The 16,829-nt window shown below is 70.7% G+C and carries 13 protein-coding genes; 4 read left to right on the top strand and 9 right to left on the bottom strand.

Features of this window, described 5'->3' with window-relative positions; all coding sequences use genetic code 11:
* Window positions 1-42 precede the first annotated feature (42 nt).
* A complete protein-coding gene (locus IE262_RS20465; protein WP_444545232.1) occupies window positions 43-1,494 on the top strand; it encodes an LCP family protein in 1,452 nt (483 codons plus the stop codon).
* A gap of 177 nt (window positions 1,495-1,671) precedes the next feature.
* Complete coding sequence (locus IE262_RS20460) at window positions 1,672-2,952, top strand: LCP family protein (RefSeq protein ID WP_189875457.1); 1,281 nt, start codon at window positions 1,672-1,674, stop codon at window positions 2,950-2,952.
* 133 nt (window positions 2,953-3,085) lie between these two features.
* Here the strand turns inward: IE262_RS20460 and IE262_RS20455 are convergent, their stop codons facing one another.
* From IE262_RS20455 to IE262_RS20435, 5 genes are all read right to left on the bottom strand, one after another.
* Window positions 3,086-3,448: a four-helix bundle copper-binding protein gene (locus IE262_RS20455; RefSeq protein ID WP_189875455.1), complete on the bottom strand. Its 363-nt coding sequence runs from the start codon at window positions 3,446-3,448 to the stop codon at window positions 3,086-3,088.
* A gap of 126 nt (window positions 3,449-3,574) precedes the next feature.
* Entirely contained in the window at window positions 3,575-5,242 is a 1,668-nt protein-coding gene (locus IE262_RS20450) for an LCP family protein (RefSeq protein WP_189875453.1), read from the bottom strand.
* Window positions 5,243-5,533: 291 nt separating this feature from the next.
* Entirely contained in the window at window positions 5,534-7,258 is a 1,725-nt protein-coding gene (locus tag IE262_RS20445) for an LCP family protein (protein WP_189875451.1), read from the bottom strand.
* A 222-nt stretch (window positions 7,259-7,480) separates the two neighbouring features.
* Window positions 7,481-8,731, bottom strand: a complete 1,251-nt coding sequence (locus IE262_RS20440) for an LCP family protein (RefSeq protein WP_189875449.1) — start codon at window positions 8,729-8,731, stop codon at window positions 7,481-7,483.
* Window positions 8,732-8,847: 116 nt separating this feature from the next.
* Window positions 8,848-9,603, bottom strand: a complete 756-nt coding sequence (locus tag IE262_RS20435; protein WP_189875447.1) for a TIGR03089 family protein — start codon at window positions 9,601-9,603, stop codon at window positions 8,848-8,850.
* A 114-nt stretch (window positions 9,604-9,717) separates the two neighbouring features.
* Here IE262_RS20435 and IE262_RS20430 point away from each other — a divergent pair, with 114 nt between their 5' ends.
* Together IE262_RS20430 and manB are read left to right on the top strand one after the other, a co-directional pair.
* Entirely contained in the window at window positions 9,718-11,148 is a 1,431-nt protein-coding gene (locus tag IE262_RS20430) for a peptidoglycan recognition protein family protein (RefSeq protein WP_229877364.1), read from the top strand.
* Window positions 11,149-11,300: 152 nt separating this feature from the next.
* Entirely contained in the window at window positions 11,301-12,383 is a 1,083-nt protein-coding gene (gene manB / locus IE262_RS20425) for a mannose-1-phosphate guanylyltransferase (RefSeq protein ID WP_189875445.1), read from the top strand.
* A 90-nt stretch (window positions 12,384-12,473) separates the two neighbouring features.
* On the opposite strand, the gene IE262_RS20420 is transcribed toward manB, so the two are convergent.
* The 4 genes from IE262_RS20420 to IE262_RS20405 form a co-directional block, all read right to left on the bottom strand.
* The gene (locus IE262_RS20420) at window positions 12,474-13,481 is read right to left on the bottom strand and encodes a DNA-3-methyladenine glycosylase family protein (RefSeq protein ID WP_189875443.1); all 1,008 of its coding nucleotides are present in this window, start codon (window positions 13,479-13,481) and stop codon (window positions 12,474-12,476) included.
* A gap of 113 nt (window positions 13,482-13,594) precedes the next feature.
* Window positions 13,595-14,944, bottom strand: a complete 1,350-nt coding sequence (locus IE262_RS20415) for a coenzyme F420-0:L-glutamate ligase (RefSeq protein WP_229877363.1) — start codon at window positions 14,942-14,944, stop codon at window positions 13,595-13,597.
* Window positions 14,941-15,924, bottom strand: coding sequence for a 2-phospho-L-lactate transferase (gene cofD / locus IE262_RS20410; protein WP_134042691.1), 984 nt, complete (start codon window positions 15,922-15,924; stop codon window positions 14,941-14,943). Before cofD ends, IE262_RS20415 begins: the two co-directional genes overlap by 4 nt.
* 136 nt (window positions 15,925-16,060) lie before the next feature.
* Entirely contained in the window at window positions 16,061-16,585 is a 525-nt protein-coding gene (locus tag IE262_RS20405; RefSeq protein WP_189875440.1) for a cysteine dioxygenase, read from the bottom strand.
* Between the last annotated feature and the right edge of the window lie 244 nt (window positions 16,586-16,829).

The following is a 16,829-nucleotide window of genomic DNA, read 5'->3' as shown; positions in this document are numbered from 1 at the left end:
GCTCACGGATCCCACACCCCAGTCATCGCGGAGGTGTTCCCCGTGCCCCGACCGCCCCGCCACCCTGCCCGGCCGAGGACGTCCCGCCCGCGCCGGCCGCGCGTACGGCGCACCAGGTCGGGCTGGGCCGTACGGGCGGTGACCACCCTCTCCGTGATGGTGCTCGCCTCCGCGGGCATCGGGCACGCGATGCTCACCGGCCTCGACAACGACATCGCCCGCGTCGATCCCTTCAAGGACATGAAGAACCGCCCGGAGGCGGGCCACGGCACGAACATCCTGCTCGTCGGCACGGACGGGCGCGACCAGGTCACGGAGGAGGAGCGGCACAGGTACCGGCTCGGCGGGGCCCCCTGTCACTGCACGGACACGATGATGATCGTGCACATCTCGGCGGACCGGGAGCGCGCCAGCGTGGTGAGCCTGCCGCGTGACTCGTACGCCGAGACGCCCGAGCACACCGACCGCAACACCGGCACGTCGCACGCCCCGCATCCGATCAAGCTGAACGCGGCGTACGCGGAGGGCGGCCCGCAACTGACCGTGCGCACGGTCGAGCACATGACGAAGGTCAAGATCGACCACTACCTGGAGATCGACTTCATCAGCTTCATGAAGACCGTGGACGTGCTCGGCGGCGTCGAGATCTGCACCCCCTACCCGCTGCACGACCGGTACACGGGCCTCGACCTCCCCGCGGGCTCGCACCGGCTGAACGGCGGCCAGGCCCTGCAGTACGTGCGCTCCCGCCACGCCGACGGGTCCTCCGACCTGGGCCGGATGCAGCGCCAGCAGCGTTTCCTGGCCTCGCTCATCGAGCAGTCCACGTCTTCCGGGGTGCTGCTGAACCCGATGAAGTTCCGTGATGTCACCGGGGCCGTCCTCGGATCGGTGCGCGCGGACGAGGGGTTCGGCACGAGGGAACTGCTCACCCTGGGGCGGGCGATGCGTAACTTCTCGCCCGCCTCCTCCGAATTCACTACGGTCCCCATCGGGCAGATGGGGTACGCCGTGAAGGGGGGTGGCTCGACGCTGAAGTGGGACGAGGCCAGGTCGGACCGCCTCTTCGAGGCCCTGCGCGACGACCGGCCCCTGGCCCCGCACAAGGTACGACGGAGCCGTGCCGTCCGTGTCGAGGTCGCTCCGGAGCGGATCCACGTCCAGGTGGAGAACGGCACGGTCGTGGACGGGCTCGGCAAGCGGGTCGACGGCCGGCTCGCGGCCATCGGGTTCCGCACGACCGGGGTGCCCGTGAACGCGCAGGTCCGGAACGTGGAGCGCACGATCGTCGCGTACGACCCGCGCTGGGACCGCTCCGCCCGGTCCCTCGCGGCCGCCCTTCCGGGGGCCGAGATGCGGGAAGTGCCGGGCCAGGGGGCGACCCTGAAGGTGATCGTCGGGACGGACTTCAAGAAGGTACGGAAGGTCCGCGCCGCCGACGCGGACCAAGGGGAGTCCGGGGTGGTGACCGGGGACGAGGTCTCGTGCCCGTGACGGGCCGGGGGCGAGGACGGGAAGACGGGCCCTACGTGCACCTTCCGGCGCTCTGTGATGCCCCGACCACACGCCGCACTGACATTTGTGCGATATGTGTTAGCTTCGCAACAGGCCCGCCTCTGTTTTTCGACGACCCTTGTAAAGGGCATGGCCGGGCACTGCACACTGGGGCGCATGAATAACTGGCCCGAGGGATGGTCCGACAGCAACCGTGGCGGTGGCTACGGCCACGGTGGTGCGAGCGCACAGCCCGAGGGCGCGCGCGTGATGCGACAGGTGAGACGCGGCCCCGCAGGCGCACCCCCGCACGGCGCGGTACCGCCGCAGCCGTCGTACAACGACGGGTACGGCGATGGTTACGGCAGGCCCGAGCCGTACGACGACGGATACAACACGGGTCAGGTCTACGGGCAGCGCGGCGGCGGGTCCGGGGGCCGCGGCGGCTACGGGGGACACGGCGACCGGCCCGCCCCCAACTGGCGCCGCCGTATCAAGGTGACCGCGATAACCCTGGTGACCGTGCTGGTCGCGTGGTCCGTCGGCACGTACTTCTGGGCGGACTCCAAGCTGAACCGCGAGGTCGACCTCTCCAAGGTGATCGACCGGCCCGAGGCGGGAGACGGCACGAACTACCTGATCGTCGGCTCCGACAGCCGCGCCGGCCTGTCCGACGAGCAGAAGAAGAAGCTCCGCACCGGGTCCGCCGAGGGCAAGCGCACGGACTCGATGCTGCTCCTGCACACCGGCAGCAACGGGCCCACGCTCATCTCGCTGCCCCGCGACTCGAACGTCACGATCCCCAGCTACAAGGGCTCCGAGTCCGGCAAGACCTACGAGGGCACCGGCCGTCAGGTGAAACTGAACGCGGCGTACGCGGAGGACGGGCCCGAGCTGCTGGTCCGTACCGTCGAGGCCAACACGGGCCTGCACATCGACCACTACGTGGAGATCGGCTTCGCGGGCTTCGCGAACATCGTCGACGCGGTCGGCGGCGTGGAGATCGACATTCCCAAGGGCGGCATGAAGGACACCAAGTCCGGTGCCAACTTCGAGGCGGGCAAGCAGACCCTGAACGGTGAGCAGTCCCTCGCCTTCGTCCGCACCCGGTACGCCCTCGCCGGCAGCGACCTGGACCGCACGAAGAACCAGCAGAAGTTCCTCTCCGCCCTGGCCAGCCAGACGGCGACGCCGAGCACGATCCTCAACCCGTTCAAGCTGTACCCGACGATGAGCGCGGGTCTCGACACCCTGATCGTCGACAAGGACATGAGCCTGTGGGACCTGGGCCAGATGTTCTGGGCCATGAAGGGCGTCACGGGCGGCGACGGCACGTCCATGAACATCCCGCTCTCGGGCAACTCCCCGAACGGCAACCTCCAGTGGGACACCGCGAAGGTCAAGCAGCTGGTCAGCGAACTGAAGAACGACGAGAAGGTGACCGTCTCGGGGAACTGACCGCGTCACGCGGGAACAGGTCACGCCGGAACAGGTCACGCCGGAACAGGTCACGCCGGAACAGGTCACGCCGGAACAGTGAGAGGCCGCGCTGATACGCGGCCTCTCGCCGTCCTCGGCTCGACCAGATGGGTCACGCCCGGGCGGCCGCCATCGTGCGGCACATGTCCGCGCAGCGGCGACACGCCTCGGCACACCGCATCATGTGGGGGTCGTCCGGCATGGACATACACGCCTCGGCGCACATGTCACACGCGCGAGCGCACAGGGCGCACATCTCCGCCGACAGCGGCGACCGGCGCATCATCATGTCCGCGCACATGCGGGTCATCTCGGAGCAGTCCATCAGCGTGCGCATGATCTGCATCTGGGCCTGACCGCCCATCTGCATGCAGGAGCTCATGGCCTCCTCGCACGTGGCGTGGCAGGACATGCACGCCTGGACGCAGTCCTGCATCTCCTTGCTCATGGGGGTCATCGATCCGGTCGGCTGCATGGCTCCTCCTCGGGGGACGGGGGCCCCGTACGGGCCCCTCACCCTCCGTGGTACGCCACCCGGCCACCCCTCGCCATCGGGCGGACGGCGAGACTCCGCCATGCGGGAGCCGCCAGGGCGCGGGAGCTACCAGGTGAAGTTCGGGTTCACCTCCATGCACGCCTTCTTGTTGGCGCCGTTCAGGGCGTCGGCGGACTCGGGCGTCGTGTCGTCCTCCTTCTTCGCCGGGTACGCCGTCCCCTCGCGCCAGTCCGCGCCCACGACGAGCGTGACCCCGCTGACGTCGGTCGACTTCTCCACCTGGCCCAGCGGGATGCCCAGGGCCTTGGCGACCGCCTGGGCGTCGCCCTCCAGCTCCGCGCTCGGATAGCGCACGACGGTCTCGTCCTCGGTCACCGCCGTGGTCTGGTCGGCCGTGGTCCTGGTGAAGCCTTTCTCCACGAGCAGTCCGCTCACCGTGCTCGCGCGCCCGGCGGCCGGCGCGAGCGCCTGTGTCCTCGTGCCGTTCTGTACGAGCACGCCGATCTCGTCCTCCGGCGCGGCCGGGTCGGACGAGGTTTCCTCCGCGGCCGGCTTCTTCTCGTCCTTGCCGTCCAGCGCGATGTCCTCACGCACCAGCCGGAACAGCTGCTCGGCGTCGCCCTCCTTCGGGATCACACGGGCGCCGACGTACGTGTACGGCATCGTCGTCATCGTGATCCGCTCGGGCTCGACGCCGCGCAGCTCGGTGCTGAGGTCGTACAGCTCCTTCACGGTGCCCAGGCCGGCGTCGACGGTCAGGGCGTCCGTGGCCTTCTCGGCCAGGTTGCGCAGCTTGTTCGGGTTGCTGATCGTGGCGTTCTCGCGCAGCTCGCGGACCATCGCGTTCATGTACTGGTGCTGTGCCTTGGCGCGTGCGATGTCGCTGCCGTCCTCGAAGCCGTACCGGGTGCGCAGCCATTGCAGTGCCTGCTCGCCCTTGATGTACGTCGTGCCCTTCTCCAGCTTCAGGCCGGAGCCGTGCCCCTGGCTGTCCTTGGAGTAGATGTTGTCCTTGACGCACACGGGGACGCCGCCGATCGCGTCGGCCATCGACACCACGCCCGCGAAGTCCACCATCATGAAGTGGTCGATGCGGATCCCGGTCAGCTCCTGCCAGGTCGCGACCGTGCAGCCGGGACCGCCGCGGCCCAGCGACTGGTTGGTCATCACCGGGCCCGCGGACGCCGGGTACACCTTGCCGTCGTCGGGGTCCGTGCACTTGGGGATCTGGAGCAGCGTGTCGCGGGGCATGCTGATCACCGACATGTTGGTGCGGTCGGCGGACAGGTGCAGCAGCATCTGGACGTCCGCGAGCGGCTTGCCGCCGAAGGTCTCCCTGGCGCCGCCGAGCTTCTGGTTCTCCTTGGTGTCCCGCGCGTCCGAGCCGATGAGCAGGATGTTCAGCGGGGTCTGACCGGCCGCGTTCGGTGTCGGCCTGGCGATGTCCGTGTCACCGAGGTTCAGGTCGTCCTTCTTGATGTTGCCGTTGAGGTGCTCGTAGTAGAGGTAACCGGCGCCCGCGGTGCCGAGTATCAGCACCGCCAGGACGGTCGCCGACCAGCGCAGGACGCGGCGTCTGCGGCGCGGGCGTCCGGGAGCGCTCGCGCGCCCCTGGCCACCCCCGCCGTGCTGTTCGTCGCCCTGCGGCTCGGATGCCGAGGCGTCGTCCGTCTTCGGGCCGCTCTCGGCGTCGTACGGGCCGTCGCCACCGCCCGCACCGGCCTCCCGTACCCCTGGCCGGCAACGATCCTCTCGCACACCACCGCGCACCAACTCCGTGCCCTCCCACCCTGCCTGCCGAACGGGACCGTTCCCGCGCCCTGTTGGACTTTCGAAGGCCCAACGGGGATGTACTCACAACTGGTTGAACACATCACAGGACCGATCCGTATGACACGTTCGTACGCCCGGCCCCGGACGCCCCGTTGCGCCCGCCCGTCCGGCGTCCCCGGACAGGAGTACGCGCCCGGGCCGGACACGCGCGCGCCCGCTCGGGACGCGCTCTCGTGTCCGGCCCGGACACACCTCACACATGGTGAGACGCGGAATGACCCCGTCAGGTCATCACTCGGCGCACGTTTCCTTGTCCGCCGTGTTCTTCTCCACGTCCAGATCGGCCGCGGACGAACTCCCCGACTTCCCGGCGCCCTTGAAGTCCTCGCCGAGGGTGAGGACCATCGCGGGCAGCCCCTGTGCGTTGCTCTCGCTGTTGCCGTCACCGGGCTTCAGCGCCGACGCGGGCAGGCCCAGTATGTCGGCCAGCTTGCGTGCCTGGTCGGCCTGGTCGGGATCGTACGCGAGGGTCGTCTTGGCCTGGTTCTTGTCCGCGTTGCCGAGCTGACTGGACTTGGTGACGCCCTCGTCGTTCTGCAGGTAGGTGAGGGTCTCCTGTGCGCTGCCGGCGCGGGCGCCACCGTTGTAGATGTCCACCCGGACCTCGGAGGCCTCCGCCCGCGGGCCCTTGAGCTTGGCGGCCTCCTTGGCCTTCTCCTGCTTCTTCACCTCGGAGAGCGACACATCGTTCCGGATCGTGTCGAACAGCGCCTGGGCCTTCTCCGGAGCGGGCAGCACGGTCGCGCCGTCGGTGTTGTCGACGACGGGGACGGTCGTGAAGGTGAGGTTCTTGGTGTTGACCTTGCCGACCTCCTGGCCGAGCGCGGCGAGCTTGCTGATGTCCGCGATCCTTGAGTCGACGGTGAGTGCCTTGGTGCCGGCCTCGGCCAGCTTCAGCATCTTCGAGGGACTGGTCAGCGTGTCGTTCGACTTCAGCTTGCGCATCAGCGAGCTGAGGAACTGCTGCTGGAGCTCGATCCGGCTGAGGTCGCTGCCGAAGCCGACGGTGTACCGGGTGCGCACGAACGACAGCGCCTGCTCGCCCTGGATGACGGACCTGCCCTTGGGCAGCTTCAGGTGGGACTTCGGGTCGTCGATGTCCTTCTTCAGGCAGACCTCGACACCGCCGACCGCCGTGGACAGCGTCTTCACCGCGTTGAAGTCGGCCACCATGAAGTGGTCCGGCTTGATCCCGGTCAGCTCCGTGACGGTCCGCATCGTGCAGCTCGGGGTGCGCCCGGCCTGGCCGAGGCTCACGTTGAAGCGGGTACCGGGCGTGCCCGGGATGTCCTTGGTGCTGCCGTCCTCCTGCGTGGTCGGGCAGTCCGGGATGTCCACGACCATGTCCCGCGGGATGCTCATCGCGGTCGCGTTCGAACGGTCCTTGGAGACATGCAGCAGGATCGTGGTGTCCGCGTGGCCGGCGCTCCCGGTGTCGCCGTATCCCTCGTTGCCCTTGCCGCTGCGCTTGTCGGTGCCGATGATCAGGATGTTGATCGCGCGGTCCGTGCTGAAGCCGCCGGTGCTCGCGCCGTCGTCGGAGAGCGCCGTGATGTTGTCGTTGAGGTGCCGGTAATAGGCGTAGCCTGCCGCGCTCCCGCCGACGAGGACGAAGGCCAGCACGCCGCCCGTCCAGACGAGAACCTTCCTGCCCTTGGCCTTGGGCTTCGGCCGGCGGCGTCCCGGCGGCGGCCCGGGCGGCGCGCCACGCCGACGGCGCTGCCCCGGCACGACCTCCGGCATCTCCCGGGTGGCCGGTCCCGCCGTCATGGTTTCCGTACGGGGTCCGGCGGAGCGCTTCCCCGTGGCGCCCGCACCGTTCCTCCGGGGCCTCGGCACCGTTGACTGCGGTGCGGAAGGGGTCAGTCGCAGTTCGTATTCACCGGTGTTCGGGTTGAGCACCCACTGGTCTGCGGGGTCGATGTCATCCGCCCGCCCACGGCCTTGCGCGTCCACGGTTGTCCGATTCCTCCGATGGGGCCACGCGGCGCCTTCCCCCTCAAAAGGCGCTCGGGTCTCGTGCAAGTGGTGCGCGGCCGAAGAAGGCCCGGCACACCGGATCGCTCACACTATCCGCCCGATTAGGCGTCAAGCGACGGCGGTGACAAATTCCACGTCCATACAACTGGGCAATCCGCCCATTTCTTAGTGCATTTGTTCCCTGCGTTGACGTGCGTTTTACCTACAGGTGCCCTCGGCGGCCGTGCTGCCGCGGAAAGTGGGAGCCGGATCGGACTCACGGGAGCCCTCCTCGCCCGTGTCCCCAGGGGACTCGCTGTAGTCATGCGGGTGCGTGTTCGACTCCCTGTACGGATTCTCTCCGGTCCGGCGTTCACTTCGATCCGCGACTTCCGGCGCCGCATTGCGGCTTTTTGAGCCGGAATCCTCCGTATTCTCTGTGACCACCGTCACTGGCGCGTCCGCGCGCAACTGCGCAAAGAGTTTCTGTGCCGCGGGCTCCACGAGTTGGTCGCGATTGGTGTCGAAGGGATACGACCGGCGGGGAGCGGTCAGGAATTGCACGTTTCCCGTAGGGATCATGCGCATGCCTCGCACGAGGTCGTACAAACCCCGCAAACTGGCCAGCGCCGGGTCCGTCGTGAGCGCCGAAGTGGCCGCGTCCAGCACGGGATAGAGCCTGCCCGGGCTCAGCAGGACGCCATTGCTCTGCACCTTGCTCACCAGTGCGCCGAGGAACCGCTGCTGGCGGTCCATCCGCTCGGTGTCACTGCCGTCGCCCAGGGATTTGCGGGCGCGCACATAACCGAGGGCCTGTTCGCCGTCGAGCCGCACCTTGCCCGCGGGCAGCCGCAGCTTGGCCGCCTCGTCGTCGATGGGTTTCGTCATGCAGACCTCGACGCCGTCGAGCGCGTCGACCATCTCCTTGAAACCGCGGAAGTCCACCACGATGTGGTGGTCGACACGGATGTCCGTCAGCCTCTCGACCGTACGGATCGTGCACGCCGATCCGCCCATCTGGTAGGCCTGGTTGAACACGGTGAACACGGGCCTGGTGCGCGTCCCGTCCCGCCTCAGGCAACTGGGCACCTTCACCATCAGGTCGCGGGGCAGGGACACCGCGGTGGCGCTGCGCCGGTCGGCCGCGAGGTGCAGCAGGATCGTGGTGTCGGAGTGCTCGGCGCCGGAGTCCTGCCCGTACCCGTGGTTACCCGCTCCCGACCGTGAGTCCGAACCGATCAGCAGGATGTTCTGCGCGTCGCGCACCAGCGCGGTGGGGCGCTCCTTCTCGTACCGGGCGAGTTCGTTCGCCGTCTCGGTGTCCGGCGTGATGTTCCCGTCCAGCTTCTCGTACGCCGCCCACCCGACGCCGACGGCCCCGACCGTGAGCACGGCCAGCCCGACCGCACCCCACTTCAGCCACTCCCGCCGCCGACGTATGCCGCCCGGGGCGCCCTCGGTACCTCTCACCTCGGGGTCACCCCCTCGTGTCGTACGAGCGACGTGCTCTCACGACGATGCCTCAGGAAGGGCGGGGATGGCGGCCGGGAGTGGGCCGAATGGGGGACCGGGGGGTGCCGGGGGCCTCAGCGGGCCGTCGCCGTCACGCACTCGCGCTCGACCCGCTGGGCCAGCGACAGCTCCCCGAGCCGGTCGAGATGCCGGCACAGCACCACGGACCCACCCGTCGCGAGGGGTGCGTACAACCCGGCGGCCAGCCCCTCCCACGTGTCGTACGGCAACCCCGACAGCAACCGTGACCCGGGCCCGGTCAGGCCCAGCGCGGGCGCCTCCGCCCGGGCCCGCTCCACGACCTCCGCACCGCTGAACTCCCGCCCGGCCACGATCAGCGCGGGCTCCTCGGGATCGACGGGCGCGTACGGCAGGAAACGGTCACCCTGGCCGGGGACCTCGACGGCGTAGTCGGCGAACCCTTGCGGCGGCTGCGGGAAACGCCCCCCGAGCGGCCGCAGTGCCAGCGCCACGCGCTCCCCGGAGCAGGCGCGGGCGGCGTCCAGCGTGTCGGGCCCGCTGACCACGATGTCGGCCGCCGCCGGGCTGCCGGCCACGTCCGCGACCACACCCACCGACGAGCACGCCAGCAGCCACACGGCCGTCTGCCAGTGCGCGGGCAGCAGGAGCGCGACCCGGTCGCCGGGCTCGGCGGAGAGGTCGTCCTGGAGCAGGTTCGCGGTCTTGGCCACCCAGTTGGCGAAGGTGGCCACGGACAGTTCGACTCGTTCGCCCGTGGCGTCGTCGTAGAAAGTCACCAGGGGGCGCGCGGGGTCCGCGGCGAGCGCGGATCGCAGCAGGTCGGCAGGGGTGCGGTCGGTGGCGTTCACGCGGCAAGCGTACGCGGGGCGCGAGCCGGGAACGGCCGCGTGGTCGATCGGCCGTACCACCGGTTCGGGGGAACTCGGCCGACGATCCGTTAAGTCCTGGATATGCATATAAGTATGACTGTGCCCAAGATCATGCGTATGCGTAGATTCCTGGCATCCTCGATCGGCGTCACCTGCGCCGCGGCCCTGTCCCTCCCCTTGGTCCTGCCCGCGTCTCCGGCCTCGGCTGCGACCCTGGCCTCGGCCGCGCCGGTCAACCCGCGGTCCGGTGAGCCCGCGTCCGGTGAGCCCGCGTCCGGTGAGCCCCGGTCTGTCGAGCCTCTGCCCGGCAGCACCCAGTCGATCCCCCTCGCCCCCCTCGTCCCCCTCGGCGGCGACCGTGCGGGCGGTCCGGCCGCACCGGAACAAGGCGTCACGCGCCGGGGCGTGCGCTCGTTCTCGATGGTCGGCGTCGTCTGGGACGACCCGGAAACCGAACTCCGCGGCCGCGTCCAGGTCCGTACCCGGGCGACCGGCACGGCCCGCTGGTCCGGCTGGCAGGACATCGAGACGCACAACCAGGAGCACGCGGCGGACCCGGAATCCGCCGAGCGCGCCTCCGGGCGCGTACGCGGTTCGACGGCGCCGCTCTGGGTCGGCGCCTCGGACGGGGTCGAGCTACGGGTCCGCGCGGAGATCGAACACCGGACAGGAGTCCCCGGAGTGCAGACGCTCCCTTCGGGGCTGCGCCTCGAACTCGTCGACCCGGGCGTCGGCGCGGAGCCCCCACCGGTCGGCGGGGGCTCCGCGGACGCCTCGCGCCTCGAACCGCTGACCGCCGAGGCGGCCGCCGCGTCCGCCGTGAACGCGGAGCTCGCGCCGCTGGGCGCCCTGGAGATCCCCGCGCTGTCCGCGCGGGACGCCGAGCAGCAGGCCGCCGCGGAGCCCGGCGTGGCCGCGCGCGTCGCCCCACGGCCGACCATCGTCACACGCCGCGGGTGGGGTGCCGACGAGAAACTGCGGGAACGCCAGTTCCTCTACACCAAACGCGTCAAGGTGGCCTTTGTGCACCACACCGCGTCGGGCAACAACTACAGCTGTTCGCAGGCAGCTTCGGTCATCCGCAGCATCTACCGGTACCACGTGCTGAGCACCGGCTGGCGCGACATCGGCTACAACTTCCTCATCGACAAGTGCGGAACCATCTACGAAGGCCGCGCGGGCGGTGTCGCCAAGGCCGTCATGGGCGCCCACACCCGCGGGTTCAACGCGAACAGCATGGGCGTCGCCGTCATCGGCAGCTACGGCACGACGAAGCCGTCCGGCGCCGCGGTCACGGGGATCGCGAAGCTCACCGCCTGGAAACTCGGGCTCTACGGGGCAGTCGCGAACGGCAAGACATATCTCACGTCGGGCGGTGGCAATCTCTACGCAAAGGGCAAGAAGGTGCGACTGAACGTGATCTCCGGCCACCGGGACGGCTTCGCCACCGACTGCCCCGGCCGCAGCCTCTACAGCAGGCTCGGCACGATCCGCTCGCAGGCGGCGCGGTACCAGAGCCGGTAGCGCTGGTAGAGCCGGTAGAGCCGGTAGAGCCGGTAGTGCCGGTAGCGCCGCTAGTTGGGTGCTCCGGATCGCGCACGACCAACCCCACGTCTGCACACACTGGCCGGCCGGCACTCAGTTCGGCCGGTCCCGGCAGGAAGCAGAGACGACAGGTGACAGAAGCGATCCTCCTGGTCGGTGGCAGAGGCACCCGGCTGCGTCCGCTCACGGTGCACACCCCGAAGCCGATGGTTCCGGCGGCGGGCGTCCCCTTCCTCACCCACCAGTTGGCACGGGCGAGCGCAGCGGGCGTCGACCACATCGTCCTGGCGACCTCGTACCTGGCCGAGGTCTTCGAGCCGTACTTCGGCGACGGTTCGGCGCTCGGCCTCCACCTGGAGTACGTCACCGAGGAGGAGCCCCTCGGCACCGGCGGCGCCATCCGCAACGTGGCCTCGCGCCTGCACTCGGGGCCCGACGACCCTGTCCTGGTCTTCAACGGCGACATCCTCACGGGCCTCGACATCGGGGCCCTGGTGGCGACCCACCGGTCCACCGGCGCGGACGTCTCCCTGCACCTGACACAGGTCACGGACCCGCGCGCCTACGGTCTGGTCCCCACGGACGCGACGGGCCGCGTGACCGCCTTCCTTGAGAAGCCGCAGACCCCCGAGGAAATCGTCACGGACCAGATCAACGCGGGGGCGTACGTCTTCCGCCGCTCGGTCGTCGACACGATCCCCACGGGCCGCCCGGTCTCGGTCGAACGCGAGACCTTCCCGAACCTGCTGGCGGCGGGCGCCCACCTTCAGGGCATGGTCGACTCGACCTACTGGCTGGACCTCGGCACCCCGGCGGCCTTCGTCCGCGGCTCCGCCGACCTGGTCCTCGGCCGGGCTCCGTCCCCCGCCGTCCCCGGCCGCTGCGGCGACCGCCTGATCCTCCCCACGGCCCGGGTGGCCGGCGACGCCAAGCTGACCGGCGGCACGGTGGTCGGCGAGGGCGCCTTCGTCGGCGAGGGGGCGCGCGTCTTCGGCAGTACGGTCCTGGCCGGCGCCGTCGTGGAGCCCGGCGCCGTCATCACCGACTCCCTGATCGGCGCCAGGGCACGCATCGGCGAGCGCTCGATCCTCACCGGCGCGGTCATCGGCGACGGCGCGGTCATCGGGGCGGACAACGAACTCCGGGACGGCGTACGCGTGTGGTGCGACGCGAGAATCCCGACGGCAGCGGTGCGCTTCTCGTCGGACGAGTAGCCGACCAGTCCGTCCGGCACCGCCCTCTACACCTGCCACCGACTACAACCGCAACCGACCACAACCGCAACGAACTACAACCGCAACGAACTACAACTGCCCGATATCCCCCCGAGGCATCCGCGGCACACGACGAGGCGGGGTGCGCCCCGACAACAGGATCAGCCGAGCCGCCCGATGCCGCTGCCCCGCATACGGCTCCAGCAGCGACAACATCACCGCGTCATCCGCGTCCCTGTCGCCCGTCAGCGCATATCCCACGATCCCCGGCAGATGCAGATCTCCCACGGTCACCGCATCCGCCGCCCCATGGCTCCGCTGCACGGTCTCCGCCGAGGTCCACGGCCCGATCCCCGGTACGAGCTCCAGCCGCCGACGCGCCTCCTCCGGCGCCATCCCGGCTCCCTCCTCCAGCCGAGCGGCTATCCGGACGGCCCGCAGAATCGCCGACGCCCGCTTGTTGTCGACCCCGGCCCGATGCCACTCCCACGACGGGATCAGCGCCCACGTCCGCGCCGCCGGCATCACATGCATCGGCCCCGGCACGGGCCCCGGCGCCGGCTCCCCGTACTTCCGTACGAGCAACCGCCACGCCCGATACGCCTCACCTGCCGTGATCTTCTGCTCCAGGATCGACGGAATCAGCGACTCCATCACCAGCCCGGTGCGCGTCAGCCGTAGCCCCGGCCGCCGGTGCCGTGTCAGCGCGACCAGCCGATGCCGCGGCTCGAAGGCCTCCGGATCGTCGAACGCCCCGAGCAGGGAGGGCAGTTGGTCCAGCAGCCAGTCACGGCCCGGCCCCCATGCCTCGGCCTGGGCCACCCCGCCCCGCAACGAGACCCGCAGCGTGCCGGGCCCGGCCGGTGTCCGCGTGGCCCGCCACACGGACCCGTCCGGAGCCACCCGGAACGTCGGATCGGCGGGCCCGCGCCGCAGCGGCCCGAGCACCAGCCCCAGATCGAGCGGCCCGCCGGGCACCCACGTCCGCGTCCGCCCCGCCACCGGAGCCGGCCGCGCCGCACCCCTGGGTCCGGGTACGACGACATGCCCACCGCGCACGGTCGTACGCGTGGGCCGCGGTGCGAAACGTCCTGCCACGGTTGAGTTCCCAGAGGTCGAAGAGAGAGGGGGCGAAGTGAGAGAAGGGGAGAGACAGAAGAGGGAAAGACAGAAGGAGAGACAGAAGGTGCCGTCGATTCAGTGCACCACGTTCACCGCACCTCGATAAAGGCCCCCGCGTCCCGCTCCGGCCGCTGCCTCGGCTCCTCAGCCGCGTGGCCCACCGCCACGGCCCCCATGGGATCCCACCCCTCCGGCAGCCCCAGCACGTCCCGTACGACCTCCCGGCAGAACATCGTCGACGACACCCACGCGGAGCCGAGCCGCTCCCCGGCCAGCGCCACCAGGAAGTTCTGCACCCCGGCCCCGGCGGCGACCACGAACATCTCCCGCTCGGCCCCGTCGCGCCGCGCGTCTCCGTACGTGTGCGAGCCGTCCATGACGAGACAGGGCACGACCAGGTAGGGCGCGTTCCGCAGGACATCGCCCCGGCGGACCCGCTTGGCGATGGACTCCTCGCTCTTGCCGTCCCGCCGCAGATCCGCGATCCACGCGTCCCGCATGGCGTCCAGCAGTCCGAGGCGCGACTCCTCGGACTCCAGCAGCACGAACCGCCACGGAGTGGTGTGGTGCGGCGCCGGCGCGGTGACGGCCGCGGCCACGGCACGCCGTACGGCACCGGGGTCGACGGGCTCGTCGGTGAACGCCCGTACGGTACGCCGCTGGGTCACCGCCTCCCGTACGGCCTCCGACGTCCCGAGCCGGAACATGTCGTCCCGTGTCCCGCGCACCATCGCCCGCGCTCCCTCGCCGTCGCCGTCGTCCCCGGCCACCAGGTGCGGCAGCCCGCGTACGACGGCGACGGGCAGCCCCGCGGCCTTGCCCTTCACCAGGTCCCCGGCGGCGGCCAGCTCGTCGGCGGTCGCGACGACGGTCGCGCTGAGGGGATTGCCGTGCGCGTCGGTCCCGCCCCGCAGATCGTCGAGCACGCGCATGCCCGCGGCCCCGATGGCGACGTCCGTCAGCCCCATGCGCCACGGCCGCCCGAACGTGTCGGTGACGAGGACGCCGACGTCGACACCGAGCGCGTCCCGCAGCCCCTCCCGTATGTCCCGCGCGGACGCGTCCGGGTCCTCGGGCAGCAACAGCACGGTCCCGGGCGCGGTGTTCGAGGCGTCGACCCCGGCGGCGGCCATGATCAGCCCCTGCCGGTTCTCGACGATCCTCAGCGGCCCGCGGCGCGCCACGACCCGTACGGTCTCGGCGTCGATCGCGGCCTCGCGGTCGGTGGCCTCGACGACCCGGCCCTCCGCCTTGGACACGATCTTCGAGGTGACGAGGAGCACGTCCCCGTCGGCGAGCCCCGGCTCGGCCGCGGCGATCAGCTTGGCGAGATCGTCGCCCGGCTGCACCTCGGGCAGCCCTGGAACGGCCCACACACGGTAGCCGGGAACAGCGCTCGACACCTCGCTGCCCGTGCCCTTCGGCGACTCGCTGCTCAAGCGCCCCGCACCTCCTCGGCCAGCGTCAACGCCTCGCGGGCCATCCGCGCCGCCGCGTCCAGGTCCGTCATCATCAGCGGCACGGCCCGGCACCGGATTCCGGCGGCCTCGACGCGCTCCACCGAGCCCGCGTCCACCGTGTCGACCAGCCACCCGTCCAGCAGCCCCGACCCGTAGTGCTCGGCGACGGCCGCGGCCGTGGACTCGACACCGACGGCGGCCAGCACCTTGTCGGCCATGCCCCGCACCGGCGCGTCCCCGACGATGGGGGAGAGACCGACGACCGGCACCCCGGCGTCGGCGATCCCCTCGCGGATGCCGGGCACGGCGAGGATCGTGCCGATGGACACGACCGGGTTGGACGGCGGGAAGAGCACCACGTCCGCCTCGGCGATGGCCTCCAGGACACCGGGCGCGGGCTTCGCCTGCTCCGCCCCCACCGGCACGACCGCCTCGGCCGGAACGGAGGCGCGCAGCCGCACCCAGTACTCCTGGAAGTGGATGGCCTTGCGCTCCCCGGAGTCGGGGGTGGCCCCGCTGTCGGGCAGCGTGACCGCGACATGGGTCTCGATGCGGTCGTCCGACATCGGGATGAGCCGCACCCCGGGCTTCCACCGGTCGCACAGCGCCTCGGTCACGGCGCTCAGCGGATAGCCGGCGCTCAGCATCTGTGTGCGCACGATGTGCGTGGCGAAGTCCCGGTCCCCGAGCCCGAACCAGTCCGGTCCCACCCCGTACGCCGTGAGCTCCTCCTTGAGGTGGAAGGTCTCGTCGGCCCGGCCCCAGCCCTGTTCCTCGTTTATCCCGCCGCCGAGTGTGTACATCACCGTGTCGAGGTCCGGGCAGACCTTCAGCCCGAAGAGGTGGATGTCGTCCCCGGTGTTGCCGATGACCGTGACGTCCGCGTCCGGCGCGGCCCGCTTCAGACCACGCAGGAACCGGGCACCACCGATGCCGCCTGCCAGAACCACAATGCGCATTGAAACAGTGTGTCAGCCGTCAGGCTGACTCCTTGAGGGGTGGTGGCCGGGTGACGGGTGGGACAGTGTTGCAGGCGGCTACGACAACGGGTCAGGCAGTCATGCCGGACGTCCCTCAGGCGGTTCGCAGATCTCCTCAGGCGGTCACGTCCGCGGACGGGGACGCAGCCGCGCACCGGGCCGAGTCCGCCATGGAGGACTGGGGGCGCATCGGCATCTCCGTCAGCCCCGGGAAGTAGACGTGCAGGCTGACCGCCGGTTCGAGTGCGTCGTTCACCACCTCGTGCGCGTATCCGGGCGCGAACACCCGCTGCGCGCCGGCGCCCAGGGCGCGCGTGCCGCGCTCGGTGCGCTCGGTCAGGGCGCCGGTGAGGACGGTGAGCACGCCGGAGGAGCGCCCGTGGCCGTGCAGCCCGCTCCCCTGCCCGGGCACCCAGGACAGCAGCCACACCTCGTAGCCGGGGCCGGTGCGCAGCCGGTGGTACCAGCGGGATGTCGCGTCGTACTGGACGAGGTGCTCCCACTGGGAGCGGTCGGCGGCGATGGAGCGGGCGAGGCCGGCGAACTCGGCCACGGTGACCGGGTGCTCGCGCGGGGCCTGCAGGAGGTGCGGTACTTCGAGGATGTCGCCGGCGATCTGGAGGTCGCTGTCGCTGTTCATGGGTGGGGTTTCCTCGGCGGAAGTGTGCGGAAGCGTGGGGAGGAGCGGCTGGTCCGCCCGGGTCGCGGGCGTTGTGGTGCGCCCTGGTACGGGCGGAGGGAACAGCAGCCGAGCCCTGGGTGGGCTCAGTGGCAGCCGGAGCGCGTTGGGCTCAACAGCTGGAACAGCGACAGCTACAGCGAGCGTGGGCAGCACCGGGGAACCCGGCGGAGCGGGTCGAGGTGAGTGCCAAGTTCGCGAGCAT

The sequence above is a fragment of the Streptomyces bluensis genome (assembly GCF_014650715.1).
GTDB lineage: Bacteria > Actinomycetota > Actinomycetes > Streptomycetales > Streptomycetaceae > Streptomyces > Streptomyces bluensis.
Note: the sequence above shows the minus strand (reverse complement) of the source record. Positions and strands in the feature narration are given on the sequence as shown.

Coding starts and splice junctions, on each gene's coding strand:
- IE262_RS20455 (WP_189875455.1), bottom strand. CDS start 3,448: ATGCAGCCGACCGGATCGATGACCCCCATGAGCAAGGAGATGCAGGAC.
- cofD (WP_134042691.1), bottom strand. CDS start 15,924: ATGCGCATTGTGGTTCTGGCAGGCGGCATCGGTGGTGCCCGGTTCCTG.
- IE262_RS20460 (WP_189875457.1), top strand. CDS start 1,672: ATGAATAACTGGCCCGAGGGATGGTCCGACAGCAACCGTGGCGGTGGC.
- IE262_RS20430 (WP_229877364.1), top strand. CDS start 9,718: ATGACTGTGCCCAAGATCATGCGTATGCGTAGATTCCTGGCATCCTCG.
- IE262_RS20405 (WP_189875440.1), bottom strand. CDS start 16,585: ATGAACAGCGACAGCGACCTCCAGATCGCCGGCGACATCCTCGAAGTA.